The 25,115-nt window shown below is 69.5% G+C and carries 22 protein-coding genes, 1 tRNA gene and 1 pseudogene; 12 read left to right on the plus strand and 12 right to left on the minus strand.

What is annotated here, in order from left to right:
- Positions 1–89: 89 nt before the first annotated feature.
- Genes AB0C69_RS08290 through rpmH form a run of 5 tightly spaced genes read right to left on the minus strand, consistent with a single transcriptional unit; the run spans position 90 to position 2,501 of the window.
- The gene (locus AB0C69_RS08290) at positions 90–575 is read right to left on the minus strand and encodes a R3H domain-containing nucleic acid-binding protein (protein WP_345182810.1); all 486 of its coding nucleotides are present in this window, start codon (positions 573–575) and stop codon (positions 90–92) included.
- A 37-nt stretch (positions 576–612) separates the two neighbouring features.
- On the minus strand, positions 613–1,623 hold the full coding sequence (gene yidC / locus AB0C69_RS08295) for a membrane protein insertase YidC (protein ID WP_360351346.1): 1,011 nt from the start codon (positions 1,621–1,623) through the stop codon (positions 613–615).
- Positions 1,616–1,984: a membrane protein insertion efficiency factor YidD gene (gene yidD / locus AB0C69_RS08300; RefSeq protein ID WP_360351349.1), complete on the minus strand. Its 369-nt coding sequence runs from the start codon at positions 1,982–1,984 to the stop codon at positions 1,616–1,618. Before yidD ends, yidC begins: the two co-directional genes overlap by 8 nt.
- On the minus strand, positions 1,981–2,349 hold the full coding sequence (gene rnpA, locus AB0C69_RS08305; protein WP_345182813.1) for a ribonuclease P protein component: 369 nt from the start codon (positions 2,347–2,349) through the stop codon (positions 1,981–1,983). Before rnpA ends, yidD begins: the two co-directional genes overlap by 4 nt.
- A gap of 14 nt (positions 2,350–2,363) precedes the next feature.
- Complete coding sequence (gene rpmH / locus AB0C69_RS08310) at positions 2,364–2,501, minus strand: 50S ribosomal protein L34 (RefSeq protein ID WP_179845229.1); 138 nt, start codon at positions 2,499–2,501, stop codon at positions 2,364–2,366.
- Positions 2,502–3,105: 604 nt separating this feature from the next.
- Between rpmH and dnaA the strand changes: the two genes are divergently transcribed.
- The 9 genes and pseudogenes from dnaA to AB0C69_RS08355 all read left to right on the plus strand — a co-directional run bounded on the left by dnaA (position 3,106) and on the right by AB0C69_RS08355 (position 15,951).
- Positions 3,106–5,178: a chromosomal replication initiator protein DnaA gene (dnaA, locus tag AB0C69_RS08315; protein ID WP_360351354.1), complete on the plus strand. Its 2,073-nt coding sequence runs from the start codon at positions 3,106–3,108 to the stop codon at positions 5,176–5,178.
- 653 nt (positions 5,179–5,831) lie between these two features.
- Positions 5,832–6,974 (plus strand): DNA polymerase III subunit beta, encoded by a 1,143-nt coding sequence (dnaN, locus tag AB0C69_RS08320; protein WP_345182815.1) that lies wholly within the window; start codon positions 5,832–5,834, stop codon positions 6,972–6,974.
- Positions 6,975–7,073: 99 nt separating this feature from the next.
- Positions 7,074–8,009, plus strand: a pseudogene (gene gnd / locus AB0C69_RS08325) (phosphogluconate dehydrogenase (NAD(+)-dependent, decarboxylating)); the annotation flags it as partial.
- A gap of 210 nt (positions 8,010–8,219) precedes the next feature.
- On the plus strand, positions 8,220–9,362 hold the full coding sequence (gene recF / locus AB0C69_RS08330) for a DNA replication/repair protein RecF (RefSeq protein ID WP_360351358.1): 1,143 nt from the start codon (positions 8,220–8,222) through the stop codon (positions 9,360–9,362).
- Positions 9,363–9,902 (plus strand): DciA family protein, encoded by a 540-nt coding sequence (locus AB0C69_RS08335; protein WP_360351361.1) that lies wholly within the window; start codon positions 9,363–9,365, stop codon positions 9,900–9,902.
- Between the two features lie 357 nt (positions 9,903–10,259).
- Positions 10,260–12,197 carry a DNA topoisomerase (ATP-hydrolyzing) subunit B gene (gyrB, locus tag AB0C69_RS08340; RefSeq protein WP_360351364.1) on the plus strand — a complete coding sequence of 646 codons (1,938 nt, stop codon included), beginning with the start codon at positions 10,260–10,262 and terminating at the stop codon, positions 12,195–12,197.
- 82 nt (positions 12,198–12,279) lie between these two features.
- Entirely contained in the window at positions 12,280–14,784 is a 2,505-nt protein-coding gene (gyrA, locus tag AB0C69_RS08345; RefSeq protein WP_360351368.1) for a DNA gyrase subunit A, read from the plus strand.
- 42 nt (positions 14,785–14,826) lie between these two features.
- Positions 14,827–15,786 (plus strand): DUF3566 domain-containing protein, encoded by a 960-nt coding sequence (locus AB0C69_RS08350; RefSeq protein WP_360351371.1) that lies wholly within the window; start codon positions 14,827–14,829, stop codon positions 15,784–15,786.
- 91 nt (positions 15,787–15,877) lie between these two features.
- Positions 15,878–15,951, plus strand: a tRNA-Ile gene (locus AB0C69_RS08355).
- 388 nt (positions 15,952–16,339) lie between these two features.
- Here the strand turns inward: AB0C69_RS08355 and AB0C69_RS08360 are convergent.
- From AB0C69_RS08360 to AB0C69_RS08385, 6 genes are all read right to left on the minus strand, one after another.
- A complete protein-coding gene (locus AB0C69_RS08360; RefSeq protein ID WP_360351374.1) occupies positions 16,340–16,696 on the minus strand; it encodes a hypothetical protein in 357 nt (118 codons plus the stop codon).
- 107 nt (positions 16,697–16,803) lie between these two features.
- A complete protein-coding gene (locus AB0C69_RS08365; protein WP_360351377.1) occupies positions 16,804–17,949 on the minus strand; it encodes a DUF6596 domain-containing protein in 1,146 nt (381 codons plus the stop codon).
- Positions 17,946–18,353 (minus strand): YciI family protein, encoded by a 408-nt coding sequence (locus tag AB0C69_RS08370; protein WP_345182826.1) that lies wholly within the window; start codon positions 18,351–18,353, stop codon positions 17,946–17,948. Before AB0C69_RS08370 ends, AB0C69_RS08365 begins: the two co-directional genes overlap by 4 nt.
- 150 nt (positions 18,354–18,503) lie before the next feature.
- Positions 18,504–18,929 (minus strand): VOC family protein, encoded by a 426-nt coding sequence (locus AB0C69_RS08375; protein WP_360351415.1) that lies wholly within the window; start codon positions 18,927–18,929, stop codon positions 18,504–18,506.
- 323 nt (positions 18,930–19,252) lie between these two features.
- A complete protein-coding gene (locus AB0C69_RS08380) occupies positions 19,253–19,756 on the minus strand; it encodes a DUF1269 domain-containing protein (RefSeq protein WP_353832197.1) in 504 nt (167 codons plus the stop codon).
- 551 nt (positions 19,757–20,307) lie between these two features.
- Positions 20,308–21,168 carry a dioxygenase gene (locus AB0C69_RS08385; RefSeq protein ID WP_360351382.1) on the minus strand — a complete coding sequence of 287 codons (861 nt, stop codon included), beginning with the start codon at positions 21,166–21,168 and terminating at the stop codon, positions 20,308–20,310.
- A 281-nt stretch (positions 21,169–21,449) separates the two neighbouring features.
- Between AB0C69_RS08385 and AB0C69_RS08390 the strand changes: the two genes are divergently transcribed.
- The gene (locus tag AB0C69_RS08390) at positions 21,450–22,187 is read left to right on the plus strand and encodes a VOC family protein (protein ID WP_360351385.1); all 738 of its coding nucleotides are present in this window, start codon (positions 21,450–21,452) and stop codon (positions 22,185–22,187) included.
- Between the two features lie 688 nt (positions 22,188–22,875).
- On the opposite strand, the gene AB0C69_RS08395 is transcribed toward AB0C69_RS08390, so the two are convergent.
- Positions 22,876–23,382 (minus strand): transcriptional regulator, encoded by a 507-nt coding sequence (locus tag AB0C69_RS08395; protein ID WP_360351388.1) that lies wholly within the window; start codon positions 23,380–23,382, stop codon positions 22,876–22,878.
- Between the two features lie 560 nt (positions 23,383–23,942).
- On the opposite strand from AB0C69_RS08395, the gene AB0C69_RS08400 reads away from it, so the two are divergent.
- Both AB0C69_RS08400 and AB0C69_RS08405 read left to right on the plus strand, forming a co-directional pair.
- Positions 23,943–24,176 (plus strand): hypothetical protein, encoded by a 234-nt coding sequence (locus tag AB0C69_RS08400; protein ID WP_185029805.1) that lies wholly within the window; start codon positions 23,943–23,945, stop codon positions 24,174–24,176.
- Entirely contained in the window at positions 24,133–25,074 is a 942-nt protein-coding gene (locus tag AB0C69_RS08405) for an AraC family transcriptional regulator (protein ID WP_360351392.1), read from the plus strand. The genes AB0C69_RS08400 and AB0C69_RS08405 overlap by 44 nt, the downstream gene beginning before the upstream one ends.
- Positions 25,075–25,115 lie beyond the last annotated feature (41 nt).

Here is a 25,115-nt window from a genome sequence, read left to right on the forward strand (position 1 = left end):
CGAGGCGGCCGCCGAATGAAGGGACTTTCGTCCGGAAAAGGCGACGGCCCCGACCGGAGGACCGGTCGGGGCCGTGTGAGGCCGTGGGGTCAGGCGGGGGAGACGACCACGTAGCGGTCGGGCTCCTCGCCCTCGGACTCGCTGCTGAGGCCCGCGGCGGCGACGGCGTCGTGGACGATCTTGCGCTCGAACGGGGTCATCGGGGCGAGGGGCTTCGGCTCGCCGGACTGCTTGACCTCGTTCGCGACGTCCGTCCCGAGCTTGGTCAGCTCGGCGCGGCGCCGCTCGCGGTAGCCGCCGATGTCCAGCATGAGGCGGGTGCGGTTGCCGGTCTGGCGGTGGACGGCGAGCCGCGTGAGCTCCTGGAGGGCCTCCAGCACCTCACCGCGCTTGCCGACCAGCTCGTCCAGGGAACCTCCGACGACGGCGACGATGGCGCGCTCGCCCTCGACGTCCATGTCGATGTCGCCGTCGTAGTCACCGATGTCCAGCAGGCCCTCGATGTAGTCGGCGGCGATCTCGCCTTCCTGTTCGAGCGCCTGGACGTCGACCTCGGTGGTGTCGGTCTGGCTCAACGGGGTCTCCTTCTCCGGCACATGCTGGGGGTCCAAACTAGCGCTTCTGGGTACCGCTGCGCTTGCTGCGCGACTTGCGGGTCGGCTGGTTGCGCGCGACCTTCGGCTTGTCCTCGGGCTCGGGGGCCGGTTCCGGCTCCTTCTTCAGCTTCGCCTTGATGCCGGACGACGCCGCCTGGCCGTTCTTGGAGGCGCCCGTCTTGGAGCCGGCGGGCTTCGACCCGGAGGTCTTCGGGCCCGTCTTCGTCCCCGTCTTGGCCGCGGCGGCCGCGGCCTCGCCCTCCGTGCCGGGCGGTGGGTACCGCTTGTAGATGTAGTGCTGCTGGGCCAGGGTCCAGCTGTTGGACGTCACCCAGTACATGAGGACGCCCAGCGGGAAGCCGAGGCCGAAGAGGCCGAACAGCGGCGCCAGGAAGACCATCATCTTCTGCGCCTGCATCATCGGGTTGGCGTCGTCCGCGACGGGCTGGCGCTTCATGCTGGCCCGGACGGTGAAGAAGGTCGTGACGGAGCTGATCACCACGGCGATGCCGGTGATGATGATCGCCGTCCAGCTCTTGGGGTCGGTGCCCCAGGCGTTCAGGAACGTGTCCGGGATGTGGGCGCCGAAGATGTTCGCGTTCTGGGCGCTCGACACCAGGTCGGACGAGACGGCGAAGACGCTCTGCCCCGGCTTGGCGTCCGAGATCCGCTTCAGCGTCTGGAACAGCCCGATGAAGATGGGCATCTGCACCAGGAGCGGCAGGCAGCCCGACAGCGGATTGGCGCCGTTCTCCTGGTAGAGCTTCATGACCTCCTGGTTGAGGCGCTGCTTGTCGTTCTTGTACTTCTTGCGAAGCGCCTGGACCTTCGGGTTCAGCTCCTGCATCTTGCGCGACGCGTGGATCTGCTTCACGAAGAGGGGGACGAGGAGCAGCCGCAGGAGGACGGTGAGGAGGATGATCGAACCGCCCCACGCCCATCCGCTGTCCTTGGGGACGACCGTACTGAGCCCCGTGTGGATCCACACGATGAGCTGAGAAACGATCTCGTACAACCAGTCAAGCACCGGGCAGCTCCTTGGGCTCTGCTAGGGCGGGGCCGCTCTCCTCGCGGCCGGAGTTCGAGGAAGCCGCCGCGCGCTGTTCCGGCGTCTTCTTCGGCGGTACCGGGTCGTGACCGCCGGGGTGGAAAGGCTGGCACCGGGCGATCCGGCGGACGATCAGCCACGTGCCGCGCGGCGCCCCGTGCACCTGGAGTGCCTCCAGGCCGTACGCGCTGCAGCTGGGATGGAAGCGGCACTGCTGCCCGAGCAGGGGACTCAAGAAGCGGCGGTAGGCGCGGACGAGAAGGATCAGCACGGCCGCGACGGGACCCGGGCGGCCCGTCCTGTGCTGCGCGGGGAACTCGGTCCCCTGCGGACTCCTCATCTTCGCCCCTTGGACGCGGGCCGCAGCAGCCGGTCGAGCGCCGACTCCAGATCCGCGGCCAGTTCGTCTGGTCGCGCCGCTCCCGCACGGGGGTTGGCGCGCACTACGAGCAGGCTACCCGCTGGGAGGCGGTCGAGGTGCGGGCGCATCAGGTGGCGGAGCCGGCGCCGGGTCGTGTTGCGCACCACGGCGTTGCCGACGGTGCGCGCCACGATGAACCCGACCAGCGGCCGCGCCGCCGCCGGTCGGACCTCTTCCGGGCCCAGCAGGTGAACGACGACAGTTGGCCGTCCGGCGCGACGACCGCGCCGGACGGCCAACGAGAAGTCGTCCCGCCGCCGCATCCGGTTCCCGGACGGCAGCACTATGAAGGGGTGGGTCAGACCGCGACGCGGGCGCGGCCCTTGCTGCGCCGGCTCGACAGGATCGCGCGGCCCGCGCGCGTGCGCATGCGCAGCCGGAAGCCGTGCTTCTTGTGGCGACGACGGTTGTTCGGCTGGAAGGTACGCTTGCTCACTTTGAGGCTCCAGTGCTGCGGTCGGTTCGTCTGACGACTTGACGCTCGAAGGCTCGCACCGAGGGCCGCGTACGGTCCCCCGCAGCGGGGGCCCACCCGAGCTTTGCCTGAGGGGCTGCCGGCGGGCACGCGGCATCTCCGTCGATGCGACTCGACCTCAGAACGTTACGGGGTATCCGGGGGGCCGGTCAAACGGAGGCGGCCGCCGCACGGCTCCGCCCGGGGCCTCCGATGGACGCGCGGGATCGATGGTGACCGTGTTGCGGCTGTGCCCGGCAGGGGTTAAGGTCGACGAGGCGAGCCGACACTTCCTTCGTCGAATCCGATGTCGGCGTTCAGCCCCTGAGCCCCCGTTCGAGAACCATCGCTTACCGGCCCTCATGAAGGCCGGCCCCTTGTCGACCGCATATCCCTGAACCCGCCTCGTGGGTTTTACACAGGGTCCCCATGCCTATGCACAGCATGTGGACAACTCTGTGGACAACTCGTGAGAGAGTAAGTCTTCCGCGTCGCGGCTGTGTCCTGCGAGGCGTGTGACATCCCGCGGGAAAGCCGGGCAGTCAGGTGCTCCGTTCGGCGGAGTTGTGGGGAGGGGACCTTGCGCATGGACGGTCAGGATCTCGGATCGGTCTGGGCCCGCACCCTCACCGCACTGGCCGAGAGCGATCTGTCGCCGAGCTACCGCGCATGGCTGCCCATGGTCCGCCCGCTGGCACTCGTCGAGGGGACGGCGCTTCTCGCCGCCCCCAACGAGTTCGCCAAGGACGCGCTGGAGACGCGCCTGCGCAACCTCATCACGCAGGCACTTTCCCGTGAACTCGGCAGGGAGATCCGGGTCGCGGTGACCGTCCAGCCGGAGCCCCCAGGCGGTGCTCGGCAGGGCGGGGGCGAGCCCTTGTCCGCGCCGATTCCGGGTCCGGGCGTAGGCCTCGGCATGCACGAGCCCGCCCCTTCTTATGGGGAGTCCTACGGCGAGCGGACGCACGACGAGCGCGACCGGGACCGAGACCGTTCTTATACGGAGCAGTCCTACGGGGAGCAATCGTACGGAGAGTCGTACGGAGACCAGTCGTCCTACGCGGAACGTCCCGAGCGCCCCTATCCGGAGCAGCCGTACACAGACCAGGGATACCGGCCGCAGTCGGGAGTTACCCACAACCCCGGTTCGCCCGGAGGTTATCCACAGGCTCAGGACGACGACCGTGGATCGTACCCGCCTGCTCCCCGTCCACCGGCGTACGGTGCGGGCCCCGGCGGGCGTGGTCCCGCCCCCTACGAAGGGCGCGGCTACCCGAGCTACGGCGGGCAGGAAGGCTACGGCGGCGAATCCCAAGGACGGCCGCCGCACTCCCATCTCAATGACCGCACGCTCGGCCCGTTGCGCCCTGGCGGCCGTCCAGAGGCCCAAGGCAGGGAACCGCAGCACGCCGGGAAAGAAGGCCCTCTCGGGCACTCGGACGACAAGTTCCAGAAGAGTGAGCAGTCCTACCCAGGGGCCGAACAGTCGTATTCAAGCGGTGAGCAGTCCTACAGGGGCGAAGGAGTCTTCCGCGACGAGGAGGGCTCCGACTCCAGGGTTCCTAAGTCCGACCCCCGTGCGCCCGCGCCGGCACCGGCGCAGCAGGCCGGCGCTTCCGAGCATGCACGGCTGAACCCGAAGTACACGTTCGAGACGTTCGTCATCGGCTCGTCGAACAGATTCGCGCACGCCGCCGCCGTCGCGGTGGCGGAGCAGCCTGCCAAGGCGTACAACCCGCTGTTCGTCTACGGCGACTCGGGCCTGGGGAAAACTCACCTGCTCCACGCGATCGGCCACTACGCCCAGAGCCTCTTCAACGGGGCCCGCGTCCGCTACGTGAGCTCCGAGGAGTTCACGAACGACTTCATCAACTCGATCCGCGACGGTAAGGCGGACGGGTTCCGCCGCCGCTACCGGGATGTGGACATCCTCCTCGTCGACGACATCCAGTTCCTTGAGGGCAAGGAGCAGACGCAGGAGGAGTTCTTCCACACGTTCAACACGCTCCACAACGCCAGCAAGCAGATCGTGATCTCCAGCGACCGTCCGCCCAAGGAGCTGGTGACGCTGGAAGACCGGCTGCGCAACCGGTTCGAGTGGGGCCTGACGACCGACGTCCAGCCGCCCGAGCTGGAGACGCGGATCGCGATCCTGCAGAAGAAGGCCCGGCAGGAGGGCCTCGCGGCGCCGCCCGACGTGCTGGAGTTCATCGCCTCGCAGATCGCGACGAACATCCGCGAGCTGGAGGGCGCGCTGATCCGGGTCACGGCGTTCGCGAGCCTGAACCGCCAGTCGGTCGACATGAAGCTCGCCGAGATCGTCCTGAAGGACCTCATCCCCAACGACTCCGGTCCCGAGATCACCGCCGCGATGATCATGGCGCAGACCGTCGAGTACTTCGGGACGACGATCGACGACCTGTGCGGCCCGTCCCGCTCGCGGATGCTCGTCACCGCCCGGCAGATCGCGATGTACCTGTGCCGGGAGCTGACGGAGCTGTCCCTTCCGAAGATCGGTCAGCAGTTCGGGGGGCGCGACCACACCACGGTCATGCACGCCGAACGCAAGATCCGGTCGCTGATGGCCGAGCGCCGCGCCATATACAACCAGGTCACGGAGCTGACGGGGCGCATCAAGCACCAGGCCCGCAAGCGCTGATCCCCCTGTTCGTACACACTGTGGACAGACCCGCGTCACGCCTGTGGACGACCCCCTCCCGCGCCGTCCACACCCTGCCCAGGGCAAAGAAACGACAAAAGGCACGCGTCCCCCGAGAATCGGCAGCGCTGCTCACAACTTGTGGAAAACTCTGGGGATTTTCGCGGATAACCCTGTGGGCAACCGTTGGAGAAGCTGAGGATGAACGGTGGACGGGTGTGGACCGGGTGTGCACCGCCGCCCCGCCTTCTGGGGAAAACCGGTGGACGGGCTGGGGACGGCCTGGGGACGGCCTCGAAGATCACCGGTCCCGTCGTCCCCAGGGCGGGCCAACGGGCGGTATACCCGTGGAGAACTCGTGGATAACCGGGGGATGACATGAGGACGACCTGTGGGGATGATTTCGCCGTCCCCAGGCGCCGCCGCGCCGTCCACCGCCCATGCACAGCACCGGTGGACAGAGAAACCCGGTCTCACCTGCGACAACGGCCTCTGTCCACACTATCCACGGCCCCTATTACTGGTACTGCTCTACATCTCTATCCAAGAAAAGATCCATCTCAAGTCAGGGCCTGGGGACAACGCGCACCGAGCGCCCCGGCCCGGACGAGATCAGCTCACCCTTGTCCGACACCTGCAGGAGGCGGGTCCCTTTGAAGTTCCGCATCGACAGAGACGCCCTGGCCGACGCCGTCGCCTGGACCGCTCGCACGCTCCCCGTCCGTCCCCCGGTGCCGGTCCTCGCGGGCATGCACATCGTCGCCGGGGGTGAGGGCAACGGCGACCGGCTGAAGCTGTCCGCGTTCGACTACGAGGTCTCGGCACAGGTGTCCACGGACATCGACGTGGAGGAGGCCGGGACGGCGCTGGTGTCGGGCCGGCTCCTCGCCGAGATCTCGCGCAGCCTTCCTCCCCACCCTGTGGAGGTGACGACGGACGGCGCGAAGGTGATGCTCCGCTGCGGCAGCGCGAAGTTCACACTTCTCACCATGCCTGTGGAGGACTACCCGACGCTGCCGGAGATGCCGCCCGCCGCGGGGTCGGTGGGCAGCGACGAGTTCGCCGCCGCCGTGTCCCAGGTCGCGATCGCCGCGGGCAAGGACGACACGATCCCCATGCTGACCGGCGTCCGTGTGGAGATCGAGGGCGAGACCGTCACGCTGGCGTCCACGGACCGCTACCGCCTCGCCGTCCGAGAGATGCACTGGAAGCCGGAGCGCCCGGACTTCTCCGCCGTCGCGCTGGTCCCGGCCCGCACGCTGGCCGACACGGCCAAGTCGCTGACGGCCGGCGCGGAGGTGTCGATCGCGCTCGGCGGGACGGGCGGCACCGGCGAAGGCATGATCGGTTTCGAGGGCGGCGGCCGCCGCACCACATCCCGGCTGCTGGACGGCGACTTCGTCAAGTACCGGTCGCTGCTGCCGAGCGAGTACGCGGGGCTCGCCGAGGTCCAGACCGCCGCCTTCATCGAGGCCGTCAAGCGCGTCTCCCTGGTGGCGGAGCGCAACACCCCGGTCCGGCTCTCCTTCAGCCAGGGCGAGGTCGTCCTGGAGGCCGGGACGGGCGACGAGGCTCAGGCCGTGGAGGCCCTGGAGGCGTCCCTGGAGGGCGAGGACATCGACATCGCGTTCAACCCCGGGTTCCTCCTCGACGGGCTCTCCGCGATCGGCTCGGACGTGGCGAGGCTGTCCTTCACCACCCCGACCAAGCCGGCCGTCCTCACCGGAAAGCCGCCGCAGGAAGGGGAGAACCCGAACTACCGTTACCTGATCATGCCGGTTCGTCTGTCCGGATAAGTACCACGTTGCGGGGCATGGCACCGTGGCGATGTCCGCGGGGGAGCCGCGCCCCCGCGGGCGAGGCAGAGCAGGCACCCACAGGCGGTACGCACAGGGGAGAGTGAACGTTTCATGGAGCTGGGCATCATCGGCCTGGGCAAGATGGGCGGCAACATGGCCGAGCGGCTGCGCCGCGGCGGCCACACCGTCGTCGGCTACGACCGCGACCCGGAGGTCAGCGACGTCGGCTCGGTCGAGGAGCTGGTCGAGCGGTTGTCCCCGCCGCGGGCCGTGTGGGTGATGGTCCCCGCGGGCAAGCCGACGGCGGACACCATCCACAAGCTGGGGGAGGTCCTGGAGCAGGGCGACCTCGTCGTGGACGGCGGTAATTCCCACTATGTGGACGACCGGAAGCACGGCGAGGAGCTGGCCGCCAAGGGCATCGGGTTCCTCGACTGCGGGGTCAGCGGCGGCGTGTGGGGTCTGGAGAACGGCTACGCGCTCATGGTCGGCGGCGACGAGGACGACGTGAAGCGCCTGATGCCGATCTTCGAGACCCTCAAGCCCGAGGGCGAGTTCGGCTTCGTCCACTCCGGCACGGTCGGCGCCGGCCACTTCGTGAAGATGGTCCACAACGGCATCGAGTACGCGATGATGCAGGCGTTCGGCGAGGGCTACGAGCTGATCGAGGCCAGCGACATCGTCACCAACGTGCCGGAGACGTTCCGCAGCTGGCAGGAGGGCACCGTCATCCGCTCCTGGCTGCTCGACCTGCTGAACCGCGCGCTCGCGGGCGACCCCGAGCTGGACGACCTGCGCGGCTACGCCAACGACTCCGGCGAGGGCCGCTGGACCGTCCAGGCCGCCGTCGACCACGCCGTCCCGCTGCCCGCCATCACGGCGTCCCTGTTCGCCCGCTTCGCCTCCCGGCAGGACGACTCCCCCACGATGCGCGTCGTCGCAGCCCTCCGCAACCAGTTCGGCGGTCACGCCGTCGAGTCCTCCAAGGGAGCCGACTCCCCCGGCGCCGACGTCAACCCCCCTTCGGTCTGACCCTCGGTTATCCACAGTTGTGGGTTCCGGCCCCGGCTCTCGGCGGTGTGTTCCAGGCTGGGAGTGGGGTCGGCCCCCCTGGGAGGGCGGGGTGTGCACAGGCCCCGCGCGTGGACGGGCGTCACACGTCCGCGCGTGGACGTGTGTCACGAGTCCGCGTGTGGGTGAGGTGTGTGGTGGGGGCCGGGGGAGGCTCTACGCTCGTGTGTTGTGCACGTTGCCCACCTTTCGCTGCAGGACTTCCGCTCGTACCCGACCGCCGAGGTCGCGCTGGGGCCGGGAGTCACCGCGTTCGTGGGCCCGAACGGGCAGGGCAAGACGAACCTGGTCGAGGCCATCGGGTACGTCGCCTCGCACGGCAGCCACAGGGCCGCGACGGACGCGCCGCTCGTCCGGCACGGAGCGCCGCGGGCGATCGTCCGGGCCGGGGTGGTGAAAGACGAGCGCAAGGCGCTGATCGAGCTTGAGATCAACCCGGGCAAGGCGAACCGGGCGCGGCTCAACCGGTCCCCCGTCCCCAGACCGCGCGAGATCCTGGGGATGCTGCGGACCGTGCTGTTCGCCCCGGAGGACCTCGCGCTCGTGAAGGGCGACCCGGGGGAGCGGCGCCGGTTCATGGACGAGTTGCTGACCGCGCGGGCGCCGAGGTTCGCCGGCGTGCGGTCCGACTACGACCGCGTCCTCAAGCAGCGCAACGCCCTGTTGAAATCGGCGGCCGCCCATCGGCGCTCCCCCGGCCCGGAGGTGCTCGCCACCCTGGACGTGTGGGATTCGCATCTGGCGCGCATGGGGTCGGAGCTTCTGGCGGCCCGGCTCGATCTCGTCGCGGCTCTGCGTCCGCTCGTGGCGCAGGCCTACGCGGCGCTCGCTCCGCACAGCGGCGCGGCCGACCTGATCTACAAGAGCTCCCTGGGCGACGCGGAGTTGTCCACAGACCGTGGACAACTGGCCGATCAGATCCTGAAGGCGGTCGCCGAGTCCCGCAAGCAGGAACTGGAGCGCGGGGTGAGCCTCGTCGGCCCGCACAGGGACGAGCTGGTGCTGCGCCTCGGGGAGCTTCCCGCGCGCGGCTACGCCAGCCACGGCGAGTCGTGGTCGTTCGCGCTGGGGCTGCGGCTCGCCGCGTTCGACCTGCTCCGCTCGGACGGCGACGACCCCGTCCTGATCCTGGACGACGTGTTCGCCGAGCTCGACACCGGGCGGCGCAGCCGGCTGGCCGAGATGGTGGTGCCGGCCGAGCAGGTCCTGATCACGGCGGCCGTCCCCGCCGACGTCCCCGCCGAACTGACGGGGGGCTCGTATACCGTCTCCGACGGCCAGGTCGTTCGTGAGTCCGAGGGGGCGAGCGAGTGAGTGAGTGATCCACAGGATGTGCACAAGTCCACCGAAGCCGGGGCTCCTCCCCCCGAGGCCGTGGCTCCTCCGGCCAAGTCGGGGATCGAGCTGGCCCGCGAGGCGCTCGCGCAGGCCAAGGCGGACGCTCTCAAGCGCGGCACCATGCCCGGTCAGGGCGGCAAGCGCAAGGGCCCCGGGCGGGGCGGGCGCGTGCGCGACCCCGGGCGGGGCGGCGATCCCAAGCTGTTCGGGGCGGCGATCCACGAGCTGATGGCGTCGCGCGGGTGGGAGCAGCGCGCCGCCGTCGGCGGCGTGTTCGGCAACTGGGCGGGCATCGTCGGCGCGGAGCTCGCCGAGCACACCCGGCCCGACCACTTCGAGGACGGCGAGCTCACCGTCGCCGCCGACTCGACGACGTGGGCCACCCAGCTGCGCCTGCTGTCGTCCACGCTCGTGCGGCGACTGAACGAGGAGCTCGGCCACGGCACCGTCCGCCGCGTCAAGGTCGTGGGGCCCTCGTCGGGGCCGCGCCGGACGGGCGCGTGGCGCGCCCGCTGAGCGGAGCTCCCGGACCGCGCCGATGTGTCAGTGGCGGGTGGGAACATCTGTTCGGTGATGGGTCGTCGAGTTCAGCGGCGAGCGCCACGTAGGCCAAATAACCCCCCTGACCCAATGGGGGGATGTGTCTCCGGGGCCCTTCGGCCGCCACACGCGCACACAGCGCTCGCGAGTGCCACTTTTCGCCTCGTCACCCGGTAGAATGAATACGGGTTCAGGATGCTGCGCCGCCATTGGGTGCCCGGGGCTCTGACAGCACGACCAGAGCACCGACCGGGTGCCCCCATGTGTGTTACGGGGCACACCGCGCCTCCCTCGGGCGCGGAGCGGCAGACATCCCCGGCAGGAGGATCTCCTTTGGCGTACGACGCTAGTTCGATCACTGTCCTTGAAGGGCTTGAGGCGGTTCGCAAGCGCCCGGGCATGTACATCGGCTCGACCGGTGAGCGCGGCCTGCACCACCTCGTCTACGAGATCGTGGACAACGCGGTCGACGAGGCCTTGGCCGGCTACGCCGACGACATCGTGGTGACGCTCCTGGCCGACGGCGGCGTCAGCGTCCTCGACAACGGCCGCGGCATCCCCGTCGGCGAGCACCCTGTGGAGAAGCGCCCGGCCATCGAGCTGGTGCTGACCACGCTGCACGCGGGCGGCAAGTTCGACGGCAAGTCCTACGCCGTCTCGGGCGGCCTGCACGGTGTGGGCTCGGCCGTGGTGAACGCGCTGTCCACCCGGTTGGAGGCGGAGGTCCGCACCGACGGCCACGTGTGGTTCCAGTCCTACACGTGGCAGGGCCCCGAGATCGAGCTCCAGAAGGGCGAGGAGACCGATGAGACCGGGACGCTCATCAGGTTCTGGCCCGACCCCGAGATCTTCGAGACGCTCGAATGGAACTTCGAGACCCTCTCCCGCCGCATGCAGGAGATGGCGTTCCTCAACCGCGGCCTGTCCATCACGCTGCAGGACGAGCGCCCCGACCACGTCAACGGTGAGCCGCACGTAGTCCGGTACCACTACGAAGGCGGTATCGAGGACTTCGTCCGCTACATCAACGCGCGCAAGGACTCCGCGCACGAGTCCGTCATCTACTTCAGCGACGACACCACCGGCATGTCGGTCGAGATCGCCATGCAGTGGAACTCGTCCTACTCCGAGTCGGTGCACACCTTCGCCAACACCATCAACACGGCGGAGGGCGGCACCCACGAGGAGGGCTTCCGCGCGGCGCTCACCACGATCGTCAACCGGTACGCCCGCGACAAGGGCCTGCTGCGCGACAAGGACGACAACCTGACCGGCGAGGACGTCCGCGAGGGCCTCACCGCGATCATCTCGATCAAGCTGGCGGATCCCCAGTTCGAGGGGCAGACCAAGACCAAGCTCGGCAACACCGAGGCCAAGTCGTTCGTGCAGCGGGCCTGCAACGTCTACCTGCGCGACTGGTTCGAGGAGAACCCGGGCGAGGCCAAGGAGATCATCAGCAAGGCCTCGCAGGCGGCGCGCGCACGCGTCGCGGCGCGGCAGGCGCGCGACCTGACCCGGCGCAAGAGCCTGCTGGAGTCGACGTCCCTGCCCGGCAAGCTGTCGGACTGCCAGTCCACCGACCCGGCCAGGTCCGAGCTCTACATCGTCGAGGGCGACTCGGCGGGCGGCTCGGCCAAGGGCGGCCGCAACCCGCACTTCCAGGCGATCCTCCCGATCCGCGGCAAGATCCTCAACGTGGAGAAGGCCAGGATCGACAAGATCCTGAAGAACAACGAGGTGCAGGCGATCATCACCGCCCTCGGCACCGGGGTGCACGACGAGTTCGACATCTCCAAGCTGCGCTACCACAAGATCATCTTGATGTCGGACGCCGACGTGGACGGCCACCACATCAACACCCTGCTGATGACGCTGCTGTTCCGGTTCATGAAGCCGCTGATCGAGGCCGGCCACGTGTACCTGTCGCAGCCGCCGCTCTACAAGATCAAGTGGGACGCGCGGGGCACCGAGGCCGACTACGCCTTCTCCGACTCCGAGCGGGACGCGATCATCGAGGCCGGGATCGCCGCCGGCAAGCGCGACCCCCGCCCCCGCGACCTGGTGCAGCGGTTCAAGGGCCTCGGCGAGATGAACGCCAACGAGCTGTGGGACACCACGATGGACCCCGACAACCGGGTCCTGCTGCAGGTCCAGCTGGACGACGCCGCCCAGGCCGACGAGCTGTTCAGCGTGCTCATGGGCGAGGAGGTCGAGCCCCGCCGGGAGTTCATCCAGCGCAACGCCAAGGACGTGCGCTTCCTCGACATCTGAGGTACGTGCCAGGGCCGGCCCCCCGGCCTGACTCCCAGAGGCGGACGTACTTCCTTCCCATCGAGCAGAAGAGGTCTTGAGAGTGACGGACGTGACCACAGAGGGTGGACACCCGGGCGAGCGGATCGAACCGGTCGACATCCAGGTCGAGATGCAGAAGAGCTATCTCGACTACGCGATGTCGGTCATCGTCGCGCGCGCGCTGCCCGAGGTGCGCGACGGCCTCAAACCCGTCCACCGCCGCGTCCTGTACGCGATGTACGACGGCGGCTACCGGCCCGACCGCGGCTACTTCAAGTGTGCCCGCGTCGTCGGCGACGTCATGGGGAACTACCACCCCCACGGCGACTCGGCCATCTACGACGCGCTCGTGCGGCTCGCCCAGCCGTGGTCGATGCGGTACCCGCTGGTCGACGGCAACGGCAACTTCGGCTCGCGCGGCAACGACCCCGCCGCGGCCATGCGGTACACCGAGTGCCGCATGGCGCCCCTGGCGATGGAGCTCCTGCGCGACATCGACAAGGAGACCGTCGACTTCTCCCCCAACTACGACGGCCGCTCGCAGGAACCCGACGTCCTGCCGTCCCGGTACCCGAACCTGCTGGTCAACGGGTCCGCCGGCATCGCGGTGGGGATGGCGACGAACATCCCGCCGCACAACCTGCGCGAGGTCGCCGACGGCGTCCGGTGGTACCTGGACAACTACGGCGCGTCCGACGAGGAGCTGCTCGAAGCGCTGATCGAGCGCGTCAAGGGCCCCGACTTCCCGACCGCCGGCCTCATCGTCGGCCGCAAGGGCATCGAGGAGGCCTACCGGACCGGCCGCGGCTCCATCACCATGCGGGCCGTCGTCGAGGTCGAGGAGATCCAGGGCCGCACCTGCCTGGTCGTCACCGAGCTCCCCTACCAGGTCAACCCGGACAACCTCGCCCTCAAGATCGCCGACGGCGTGAAGGAGGGCAAGCTCGACGGCATCGCCGACGTCCGCGACGAGACGTCCGGCCGGACCGGGCAGCGCCTGGTCATCGTCCTCAAGCGGGACGCCGTCGCCAAGGTCGTCCTGAACAACCTGTACAAGCACACGCAGCTGCAGGAGACGTTCGGCGCGAACATGCTCGCGCTCGTGGACGGCGTGCCGCGCACCCTGCGCATCGACCAGTTCGTCCGGCACTGGGTCGCGCACCAGATCGACGTCATCGTCCGCCGCACCCGGTTCCTGCTCCGCAAGGCCGAGGAGCGCGCCCACATCCTGCGCGCCCTGCTCAAGGCCCTCGACCGCATCGACGAGGTCATCGCCCTGATCCGGCGCTCGCCGTCCGCCTCGGAGGCGCAGCAGGGCCTGATGAACCTGCTGGAGATCGACGAGATCCAGGCGCAGGCCATCCTCGACATGCAGCTGCGCAAGCTCGCCGCCCTGGAGCGCCGGCAGATCACCGACGAGTACGACAAGCTCATGGCGGAGATCACCGACTACAACGAGATCCTCGCCTCGCCCGAGCGGCAGCGCCGGATCGTCGGCGACGAGCTCGCCCCGATCGTCGAGAAGTTCGGCGACGAGCGGCGCACCGAGATCATCCCGTTCGACGGGGACGTGTCGTACGAGGACCTCATCGCCGAAGAGGACGTCGTCGTCACCATCACCCGCGGCGGCTACGCCAAGCGCACCCGCACCGACCACTACCGCGCCCAGCGGCGCGGCGGCAAGGGCGTCCGCGGCGCGCAGCTCAAGCAGGACGACATCGTCGACCAGTTCTTCGTCACCACGACGCACCACTGGATCCTGTTCTTCACCAACAAGGGCCGCGTCTACCGCGCCAAGGCCTACGAGCTGCCCGACTCCGGCCGCGACTCGCGCGGCCAGCACGTCGCGAACCTGCTCGCCTTCCAGCCCGACGAGCACATCGCCCAGGTCATGGACCTGCGCGACTACCAGGTCGCCCCCTACCTCGTGCTCGGCACCAAGAAGGGCCGCGTCAAGAAGACGGCGCTGACCGACTTCGACTCGCCCCGCACCGGCGGCATCATCGCCATCAACCTCGTCGACGACGACGAGGTGATCGCGGCGCGGCTCGTGTCGTCCGACGACAACCTGCTGATGGTCTCCACCGGCGCCCAGGCGATCCGGTTCCGCGCCGACGACGAGTCGCTGCGGCCGATGGGACGCGCCACCTCCGGCGTCATCGGCATGCGGTTCGAGGAGGACCAGGAGGTCCTCAACATGCTGGTCGTGCAGGACACCTCGCAGGACGTCCTGGTGGCCACCCGCGGCGGCTACGCCAAGCGCACCCCGGTGGACCAGTACCCGCTCCAGGGACGTGGGGGGAAGGGCGTTCTCACCGCTAAGATCGTGGAATCTCGGGGGTTGTTGGTCGGAGCTCTGATGGTCGGCCCGGACGACGAGGTGTTCGCGATGACGTCGAACGGCGGCGTGATCCGTACCACCGCCGCCGAGATCAAGCAGTCCGGCAGGCAGACCATGGGCGTCCGCCTGATGAATCTCGCCGACGGGGACAGCGTGGTGGCCATCGCGAGGAACGTAGAGTCCATGGAGGACTCTGACGAAGCCGAAGGGGGCGACGGTGAGTGACGTATCCTGCATCGTCACCGAGCCGCTAGGCCAGGAGGACACGTGAGCACCGAGCCCGGCCAGGACAACGACGGGGCCGGCGCCGCCGGCAAGGGCGGTGACCGGAAACCCGGCGCCAAGTCCGGCCCCGCCAAGCCCACCGGCAAGTCCAAGGGGAAGCCGGGCAAGACGGTGGCCGCCGCTTCCGCCAAGTCCGGGCGCGACGAGACGACCGTCGACATCGGCACCGGTGCGACGGACCCCGGCAAGGGCGCCGACGAGACGCGGTCCGACCTCACTCAGGTCGACGACGCGTCGGCCAAGGCGGCCGGCACCCCCGAGATCGCCCCGGTCAGGGACACCGCCGAACCGCCCAAGCCCGCCGCCAGGCCGACGTCTCCGGGCGGCGCGGAGAGTGCGCCGGCCGGTTCCGCGTCCGGCTCCGGCCCGGCGGGCTGGGCCAGGCCCGCCGAGCCGTCCGGTTCGGTCTCGGCAGGACGTACGGACACGCCCGGCAAGGGGTTCAATTCGGCGGGCGGGTCGTCCGGCTCGGGCGGCCGCGGCTTCGCCGGCACCGTCCTCAAGGACCGTCCGTCCACCGCGGTGGCCCCGTCCAACGCCGCGTCCAAGGCCGCGTCCGGCAAGCCCGCCCGCAAGGCCCAGCTCCAGCTCGCCAGGCTCGAACCCTGGTCGGTGATGAAGTTCAGCTTCGTCATGTCGCTGGTCTGCTTCGTCGTCCTGCTGGTCGCCGTGATCGTCCTGTACGTGATCCTGTCCGGGCTCGGCGTCTTCGACGCGATCAGCGACACCGTCAACAGCCTCACGAAGGAACAGGGCGAGACCACCGGCAGCGTCGACGCCGGAAGCTGGTTCTCCTTCGTCCGCGTGTTCGGCTACACCGTCCTCGTCGGCGCCCTGAACGTCCTTCTCATCACCGCCCTCTCCACGGTCGGCTCCGTCATCTACAACCTCGCCGCCGACCTCGTGGGCGGCGTCGAAGTCACCCTCAAGGAGGCCGAGTAGCCCCACCCGCCGCCGCCCGGCAATCGATTTCCGGTTGCCCGCCCAGATGGGGTAACCTCTCGTTGCGCCGCCAGGGGCGGCGGCACACTCCGGGCCTATAGCTCAGTCGGTTAGAGCGCATCCCTGATAAGGATGAGGCCGGTGGTTCAAGTCCACCTAGGCCCACTCGGAGTTGGGAGTGGTGTGGTCGAAGCCTTTCTGGCTTCTTCCCCGCCACTCCTTCGTCGTTTCTGCCCGGGGGCGACCCCCGGACCCCCGATGTGGGGGCTTCGCCCCCACGCCCCCTGCCGGTTGCGGTTTCTGGGTACGTTGCAGCTTTGGGGCCGGTCGTCCATCATCCCGGGCTACCGCCGCGCCTCACGCTTTGCCTGTCGGGGGTGCTTGGCGCCGTCCACCAGCTATCTCTGCGTGGAGCGGGCGGGCCTGCTGCGTGGCGTTCAGTTCTCATCGCCGGTCGTGGGCCCAGATGACCAGGTCCAGAAGCACGGCGCGGACGTCTTTGACGACATGATCACTGTTCTCTGCCGGGAGATCGATCGGCAGGCCCCGGTTCTCAGCCGCTGACAGCGACGGTGACGGCTTCGGCCATGTCGTCCACTACCCGGGCTACCGCCTCGACGAGCGCCGTGCCTGTCGGAGTGCCGGTCACCGTCCAGACTTCCCGGTCTTCCTCTTCCACACTGGAGACGCCGTCGACGGTGCTGAGCGCGTCTGCGATGCGGCGGCGCAACTCGGATTCGAGAGGGTCCGTGCGGACGAACTCCATCACCCAGGCGCTGACATGCCACAGCGGTCCTACTCGAAGCTTGGAGGCCGAGACCGCGCGAAGGTCCGGCTCATCTGTCTTCCGTATCCACTCTTCGGCTATCCCGGAGTCGAGCGGTTGAATCTGCTGGACGTCGTCACTCACGCGACGAGGCTAGTGCGGATCCGCTCGCCCTTTCAGCTTGTCGGGGCCTGGTGATCCCCAGGAAGCGCGCGAGTCGGGTCGGGAGCCGTGAGCATGCCGTCCGACGATCAGGTGCGCAGTTGCTCGTTGAGCCGTGCGGCCTGGCGCGTGAGATGGTCGCGTTCGGGGATGTTGGGCGCTGATCGGGCGGCTTGGGCGTAGAGCCGTGCCGCGGTGACCGGGTCGCCGTCACGTTCGTGCAGGTACGCCGCTGCGGCGGTGTAGCGGGGCAGGGACGGGTCGAGCTCCGCCAGGGCGGCCAGGCCGGCCCGCGGGCCGTCGGCCTCGCCGACCGCGACGGCCCGGTTGAGGCGGGCCACCGGGTTGTCGGTGAGGCGCACCAGCTCGTCGTACCACTCGACGATCTGGACCCAGTCGGTCTCGGCGGCCGTCTGGGCGTCGGCGTGGAGCGCGGCGACGGCCGCCTGCGCCTGGAACTCGCCCAGGCGATCGCGGACGAGGGCTGCCTGGAGCACGTCGACGCCCTCGGCGATCAGGCGGGTGTCCCACAGGCCGCGGTCCTGCTCGGCGAGAGGGACGAGCCTGCCGTCGGGGCCGGTCCGCGCCGCGCGCCGTGCGTGGTGCAGCAGCATGAGCGCGAGCAGGCCCGCCACCTCCTCGTGGTCGATCCTGGCGGCGAGCTGGCGGGTGAGCCGGATCGCCTCGGCGGCCAGGTCCACGTCGCCGGAGTAGCCCTCGTTGAAGACCAGGTAGAGCACGCGCAGCACGGTGGCGACGTCACCGTGCCGGTTGAACCGGACGTCCGAGACGGTCCGCTTGGCCCTGCTGATCCGCTGGGCCATGGTGGCTTCCGGCACGAGGTAGGCCTGCGCGATCTGGCGCGTGGTCAGGCCGCCGACCGCGCGGAGCGTGAGCGCGACGGCCGAGGCCGGTGTCAGGGACGGATGCGCGCACAGGAAGTACAGCTGGAGCGTGTCGTCCGCGGCCTCGCCCGGGCCCGGCGCGGGCTCGGTCTCGACGCGCACCTCGCGGTGCCGCCGGGAGGTGTCGGCGCGGGCGGCGTCGAGGAACTTGCGCCAGGCGACGGTGACCAGCCAGCCCTTGGGGTCCTGCGGCGTGTCGTCCGGCCAGACGCGCACGGCCTCGACCAGGGCGTCCTGCACGGCGTCCTCGGCCGCCGCGAAGTCGGCTCCGCGGCGGACGAGAACACCGATCACCGCGGGCACCAGCTCCCGCAGCAGCGGCTCGTTCACTCGGTCACCGTGGGCGGCTCGCTCAGGAAGGGGCGCACCTCGAGCCACTCGTAGATCGGCTTCCCGCCCGCGCCCGGCGCCGCGGACAGCTCACCGGCCAGCTCGAACGCCCGCTCACGACTCTCGACGTCGATCGTGATCCAGCCGGCGATCAGGTCCTTGGTCTCCGCGAACGGGCCGTCGGTGACCGGCGGCCGGCCCTCGCCGCCGTAGCGGACGAACGACCCCTCCTGGGAGAGCCCCTGGGAGTCGACGAACTCGCCGGTTCCTTCGAGCCGGGTGATGAAGTCCTGCATGTACTGCACGTGGGCCGTGAGCTCGTCCGGCGTCCACTGCTCCATCGGCACGTCGTTGGCCGGTGCCGGCGCGCCCCGGTAGTGCTTGAGCAGCAGGTACTTGGCCATCGTGTTCTCCTTGATGTGGTTCGGGCCCATTGTGGCCGTGTTCAGTGCCTGGGACGGAGCCGCGTGTTCGTTCTCGACATGCCGCCCAGAGATTTCTCAGCGAATTTCGGAGCTTCCGAGCTGTCCCTACTGCGGGGGATCGGGCGGCCGTCAGCCGAGCTGCTCGGCCAGCGCGACGATGATGCCGTCGGGGCCGCGGAGGTAGCAGAGCAGGTGGCTGTCCTCGTACCGTGCCACCTCGCCGAGGAGTTCGGCGCCGTGGGCGCGCAGGCGGCCGACGGTGTCCACGATGTCGTCGACGGTGAACATGACGCGGTGCAGGCCCAGCGTGTTGGGCGGCGGGTTCTCCGGCTCCGCGCCGACCGTCGCGGGAGCGTGGTACTTCACCAGTTCCAGCCTGCCGTCGCCGTCCGGCGTCCGCATCATCGCGATGTCGCTGCGGATGCCGTCGAGTCCGACGGTGCGGTCCGCCCAAAGGCCTTCGATCTGCGCCTTCATTTCTTGCACCATGCCGAGTTCGACGAAGAACGCGACCGCGGCATCAAGGTCGTCGACGACGATGCCGACGTTGTCCATCCGCTGAACCGCCATGGTGGTCCTCCTTCGTCGCGCGGCCCGTCATGGCCGCTGGTGCACCTGGGACGGAGCCGGCGGGACGTTCTCGACATCGGGACGGTGCTGAAAATTTCAGGAACCTGGCCGTCGCCGCGGGCGGGCAGGCTCGTGCTCGATGTCGAGGCTGGAGGAGCCGAAGAGACTGCTCCACATGGCGGGCTCACCGCCCTTCAGGACCGGCAGGTCAGAGGCCGGTTTCGAGGGTCTCGAAACCGGCCTCTGGATCATCGGCGTGCCATGGCGCGTTCCGGCGAGCGGCGTGCCGCGCCGCCGGAGTCGGGCCCTCAGGCGGGCTGGGGCGCGCGAGCGGCCTTGACGGCCTCCCGCAGGTGCTCCTCCTGCTCGGGGGACAGCGAGGTCTGGATGAGCCTGCCTCCCAGCGGCGCCATCTCCGGGACGGCCTTCTCGGGATTGCGCTTGTCGACCAGGACGAACACGGCCGCGGCGCCGGGCGGCAGCTGCTCGCCGAGGTTGCGCATGAAGTCGTCGTCGATGCCCATGTCGCTCGCGGAGCCCATGGCCGCGCCGGTGGCTCCGCCGATGGCCATGCCGAGCAGCGGCATGAAGAAGATGAGCCCGATCAAGCCGCCCCACGCGGCGCCGCCGAGGGCGCCGCCCGCGACAAGGTTGCGGGCCTGATGAAGCTTGATCTTGCCGTCCTGCCTGCGCTCGACGATGACGACGTCCGCGAGCTCGATGATGTGCTCCTTGTGCAGCTGGACGAGCTTCTCGCGCGCCTGCTCGGCGCGAGGCAGGTCGTCGTAGGCGACGGCGATCAGGTCGCTCATGTTTCCCCCGGTCGTGTCTCCCGCCCGCTGCCGGGCGCAGGAGGGGTGCGTGGTCGCTGTGTGCGGCGGTTCCCGGCGTGCCGATCACCCGCGCGATATGTCGGGATGTCCGGGAGAGTCCCCAATGCGTGGTCCACTGCAAACCATGGGCGAGGCGCTCTTGGACCTGGACAAGACAAACCGTGGGTTCTGCTTGACGTAAGCGGGCGGCGCGTCAGGCGGGCTTCTCAATGGCCGATAGCACTGGGGAGCCATGGGCGCCGACCGGCTTTGGGAGTCGGGCGCCTACTCGTTGCGCCATGCCCGGTGTGGAAACGTGGCGGCTGCCTGGGCTCCTTGGCTTTCGGCGCATTGAGATCGCGCTTCGGCCTATGCGACCCGGAGCCGGTTATCCAGATAAGAGGGGCAGTTCTCCACAGGTTGTGGATAACTGAGAGGTCGGTGATGCCGATGAGGGCGGTGTTCCCTTCGAACCCTGCCACATTGCCCTGCGGGAGTGGTGCTGCTGGCGCCGACCTGTGGCGCGGAGGGGACCCAGAGCGCGGGGCGGGTCAACTGAGCTCTCTGCTCAGGACCAAGTCGAACTCGGCGTGGCGGAAGGGCGCTCGGACACCGTTCCGGGCGGCCGTCTCCGCGTCGGTCGACTCGGTGAAATCGACGATGAGGCTTTGCTTGACCGCGAAGACAGCGTCGGAGTCCAGGTAGGGGCTGCCTGCCACGAAGACGTGAGTGGTCAGAGGGATGTGGCCATCCGCCCGGACGATGAAATGGATGTGCGCCGGCCGGTAGGGGTGGCGGCCGGTGGCCCGCAGGAAGCGTCCGACCGGCCCGTCCGTCGGGATCGGGTAATGGCTGGGGAGGACGGTCCGGAACCGGAACCGCCCTTCGGAGTCGGTGTGGAAAAGGCCGCGCCCGTTGCCGGCCGGTTGGACCCCCGGCTGCTGGACGTCGTAGAACCCCTTCTCGTTGCACTGCCAGACGTCCACCTCGGCGTCGGACAGGGGCGTTCCGTCGCTGCTGAGGACGCGACCGGCCACGAGGCACGGCGGCGCCTCACCGATCAGGTCGATGCTGTCGCCGAGCGCGCGCGGGGGCGACTCGACCATGTGGAACGGGCCGAGGACGGTGCTCTCCGTGCCGCCCCCCTGTTCGTTCAGAGTCTCCACCAGCATGGACACACCCAGGACGTCCGACAGCAGGACGAACTCCTGCCGCGTGTCCGTGCAGGTCTGGCCGACGCCAGTAAGGAACCCGATCGCCTGCTCCCATTCGCGGATCGACGGCCGGACCTCACCGACGAATGCGTGCAGGTGGCGGGTGAGCGCGTCCAGCAGTTCGCGGAGCCGAGGGTCGGAAGTGCCGCGGAAACTGTCCTGGACGGCCCGCGTCGCAGTGTGCTCGTTGAAGTCCACGGATGCCTCCCTTTCCACAACCTGTGGAAAACTCTGGCGATGGGGACCACTTCACTTGCCGTGTGGTGCCCGCCGGGCGGTTGAACCGATCTCCGCGAGTTCTCCGCCCCGGTCGCGCGGACCGCGTAGACGGTTCCGGGAGTGGCGGCGATCGCGGCACCGATGATCGCGATGGCGAACATCATCCTCCACCTTCGCGACCTGCGCACAGGGAACACGCGCCTGCATGATCGGCTGTAGTCAAACTTGACTAAGGCAACCGGCCTTCCTAGGCTCCGACCATGGGCGAGAAGGCGATTCCGATCTTTCCGTGCAGGTCGATAGAGCTGACCTGGGACTTCTACAGCGCGCTCGGTTTCGAGCAGACCACCTGGCAGACGCGCCCCAATCCGTACCTCGCCGTCCGGCGCGGCGACGTCGAACTGCAGTTCTTCGGCTGGAAGAAGCACGACCCGGCCGCGTCCATGAACATGTGCTACATCACCACGACGAAGGTCGACGCCCTGTACGAGGCGTTTCGCGGCGGGCTCCGCGAGGCCCTCGGCCGGGTCCCGACCCGGGGGCTGCCTCGACTGAGCGCGTTGCGGGACATGTCCTACGGGGTCCGGCAGTTCCTGCTCAGCGATCCGGACGGGCTCCAGCTCCGCATCGGCCAGGCCATTTCGGAGGACACGCGGCACGCGCCCATCCCGGAAGAGCCGGTGGCCCGGGCGTTCCACATGGCCGCGCTCCTCGGCGAGTCGAAGGGGGACCATCGCGCCGCTGCCCGGATCCTCGATCGGCTGCTGCGGTCCGACGAGGCGCTGTCCCCGTCCGAGCGCCTCAAGGCCCTGGTCCTGCGCGCCGACGCCGCCGCCCACCTGGAGGAATGGCCTCTCGTCCGCACCCTCACGGCCGAGGCCCGCGTGATCGGCCTGCCCGCCTCGTCGCGGTCGGGCGACGACCTCGGCCGCCTGGCCGATCTCGAAGCCGCCATCCCCGTCGACGGTCGGACTCCGTCCTCCGGAGACACGCGCTGACCGGACCCGCGCGGGGTGAAGCTCGCAGGTGAGGGCCACTCGATGCCGATCGCCTCGCATCGATCGCCGGGCCGGGGGGCCGGTGCGGAGGCGAGTCGATGTTCCGCCTCGCGGTGTCCCGGTGGACTGCCGGGTTGGGGACACGGTTGGGGATTACTGTGGGCAACTCTGTCCACCGGTCCTGTGAGGTTGTGGAAGGGATTCGCCCACAGGGTGTGAACGGGGTGTGGAGAACGCCCGCGCAGAGTGGGTTTTCTTGCTGGTCAGCAGCTTTTCCACGACGTGGACAAGTGAGCGCCCGGGTTGGGGGCGAGCTGGGGAAGAATGTGGACGCGGAGCCGCGGGGCCGTACCCAGGTTGTGCACGATAGTTATCCACAGGTTGTGGATTCTGTGGATGAACGAGCGACCTCGGTCATGATGGAAAGGACGGCGGCGGACGAGCCGTCCGGACCGTGGAAAGCCCGGCTGTTCTGGGGATCCACCTGTGGACGCGACCCCGGAACGCCCTGCTGCGACGAGGTGGAAGATGTGTGCGACGGTTACCAACAGCCTGTGGATAACAGCCCCCAGGGGCACTCGCCGAGCCTCCCCGCGCCTGGAGGGAACGAACAGCCCCCGTACCTGTGGGTACGAGGGCCGGTTCTCGAGGCGATGCCGGAAGACGGCCCCGCCGGGGTGATGGGTCCCTACGCCGCGACGGCCGTCACGACGGAGGCGATGAAGATCCACCACCAGTGCCATGCCTGGTCGAGGGCGTACCGCCCCGTTCCCAGCACGGTGTTGTCATCCTTGCCGGCGCGCGGGGCGCCGAGCCGGTAGAAGGCGCCCACGGCCTCGCCCCTGAGGCCCTTGAGCTTGTCGACGAGTTCGGCCAGCCGCTGCAGGGGGGCCCTACGGTCGGCCCAGTAGTGGGTGACCGCCGATATCAGCTGCCCGAGGATGAAGCTGAACAGCGAGATCCGCAGGCCGAGGATCGCCCACATCATGGCGACGACCAGTGACGTGCAGACGGTGTAGGACGCCACATGCCGCAGGCATGCCAGGCGCCCCTTCCACATCTGGTCGCCGTGCAGACCCTTGTCTCGATCCTGGACATCGGTCTGGACCCAGTGGTCGCCGACAGCGTGCGCAACGAGCATCGAACAGAGAACGACCACGAAGGTCAGAGCGGTGACGATCTGGTCCGGAGACATGTCTCACCTCACGGTGTTTCAGTTACCGGCCCGGGGCGACCCCGGGCGACCGGCTCCGAGCGCCGGCTGATCAATACCGTTCCACAGGCGGTCCCTGACGCGTGGTCATTTCGTGACCAGCCCGCGATGAATTCGCAGAAGCCAGACGCGAAGCGGGCGCAGAAGTGGGGCAGGGCGGCGCGCGGTCACCTCTGTCCGCTGGAGCGGGGGAGGCGCAGGAGGGCAGGGGGTGTGTCGTCACTCGAAGGAACTGGCCGCGGAATCGTGGCGGTCGAGGGTCGATCCCTGGGGCGCGGGAGCCGGCGAGGTGGGGATCGCCAGATGGGCGGGGCGGTGCCCGCGAGGTCGGCAGGTGTGATCGGGATGAGGTCGCGGGGTGTTTTCCGTTGGTCTGTTCATGACCCGTGTTTCTCGGCTCGGCGCCGTGGAGGCGAGCGGCTCGCCACGCCCGGCGGCACGGTGGTTTTCGCGCTCCGATTCGCCCGGAGGCGGTGCCGGCCCGGGCGGGAGGGCCGCTCCGACCTGCGAACATTTGTTCGAACGCGTGCTACTCTCCCCGCATGGGGCAGTTGCTGAACGAGCCGGTCCGAGCCGAGCACGACCCGGCGGGGCGGCTCACCGCGTACGAGTGGCGGGGGACGCGCTACGCGGTCGACGCGGTGCTGAAGACCTACGGATCGGCCCAGGAGGGCAGGGTCTACCGGTTCCGGGTCACCGGCGCGGAGGGCGTGGCCGTCGTGGAGCTCGGTCGTGACGAGGACCGCTGGCGGCTCCGGCACGTCTTCTCGGCCTGACCGGCGGCCGGGCGGCGCGAGCCTGCTCGACGCCCGGGGAGGCGACCGGACGCTGTGGACGCGGGTGGGCGGCATCCAGGGCGCGCCGCTCGATCTGCTGACGGCCCGCATCCGCCGCCGGCACTACGCGCCGCACACCCACGACGAGTACGCCATCGGCGTCACCGTCGACGGCACGGAGACGATGCTCTACCGGGGCGAGAGGATCTACTCGGCGGCGGGCAGCGTCGTCGTGGTCGAGCCGGGCGAGGCGCACACCGGCGGTCCGGCGCGGCCGGAGGGTTTCGCGTACCTGTGCCTCTACCCCGCCGCCGAACTGCTGGGCGCGGCGACGACCGCGGAGGCCGGCCCGGCGCCGGCATCCCCGCACTTCGCGCACCCGATCATCGACGACCGGGGTCTCGGCGAGGCGCTCCGCCTCGCCCACCATGCCCTGAGGCTCGGCGCCGACCCGCTTGAGGGCGAGTCGCGGCTCCTCGGCGTGCTGGCCACGCTCGTCCGGCGGCATGCGGCGTCCGGCCCGAAGGCGGTCCCGGCCCGCCGCAGGGCCGAAGCCGGAAGCATCGCGCGGACGGTCGCGACCCGCCTGTCCGACGAGCTGACCGCCCCGCCGACGCTCGCCGAGGTCGCCGCCGACCTGGGGCTGTCGCGCTACCAGCTCCTGCGCGCCTTCCGGGACGCGATGGGCATGCCGCCGTACGCGTGGCTCGCCCAGCACCGGGTGGCCCGCGCCCGGGCGCTGCTGGACGCGGGCCACCGTCCGGCCGAGGCGGCGACGCTCGTCGGGTTCGCCGACCAGGCGCACCTCACCCGCTGGTTCCGCCGCGTGCTGGGCGTCACCCCGGGCGTTTACCGCAACAGCGTTCAAGACAGCACATCTCGCCGACCCCGATTCTGAACGTCCGCCCCGGGTCGGACCCGGGTGCCAGGGCCGATCGC

Origin of the sequence: Actinomadura sp. NPDC048032, from assembly GCF_040653175.1 — a bacterium.
Taxonomy (GTDB): Bacteria; Actinomycetota; Actinomycetes; order Streptosporangiales; family Streptosporangiaceae; genus Spirillospora; species Spirillospora verrucosospora.

Excerpts from the sequence above, each read along its gene's own strand:
- dnaA (WP_360351354.1), top strand. The coding sequence starts at position 3,106 with ATGGACGGTCAGGATCTCGGATCGGTCTGGGCCCGCACCCTCACCGCA.
- AB0C69_RS08380 (WP_353832197.1), bottom strand. The coding sequence starts at position 19,756 with ATGAGCGACCTGATCGCCGTCGCCTACGACGACCTGCCTCGCGCCGAG.
- yidD (WP_360351349.1), bottom strand. The coding sequence starts at position 1,984 with ATGAGGAGTCCGCAGGGGACCGAGTTCCCCGCGCAGCACAGGACGGGC.
- AB0C69_RS08390 (WP_360351385.1), top strand. The coding sequence starts at position 21,450 with ATGGGCGAGAAGGCGATTCCGATCTTTCCGTGCAGGTCGATAGAGCTG.
- AB0C69_RS08400 (WP_185029805.1), top strand. The coding sequence starts at position 23,943 with ATGGGGCAGTTGCTGAACGAGCCGGTCCGAGCCGAGCACGACCCGGCG.
- AB0C69_RS08370 (WP_345182826.1), bottom strand. The coding sequence starts at position 18,353 with ATGGCCAAGTACCTGCTGCTCAAGCACTACCGGGGCGCGCCGGCACCG.
- AB0C69_RS08375 (WP_360351415.1), bottom strand. The coding sequence starts at position 18,929 with ATGGACAACGTCGGCATCGTCGTCGACGACCTTGATGCCGCGGTCGCG.
- AB0C69_RS08395 (WP_360351388.1), bottom strand. The coding sequence starts at position 23,382 with ATGTCTCCGGACCAGATCGTCACCGCTCTGACCTTCGTGGTCGTTCTC.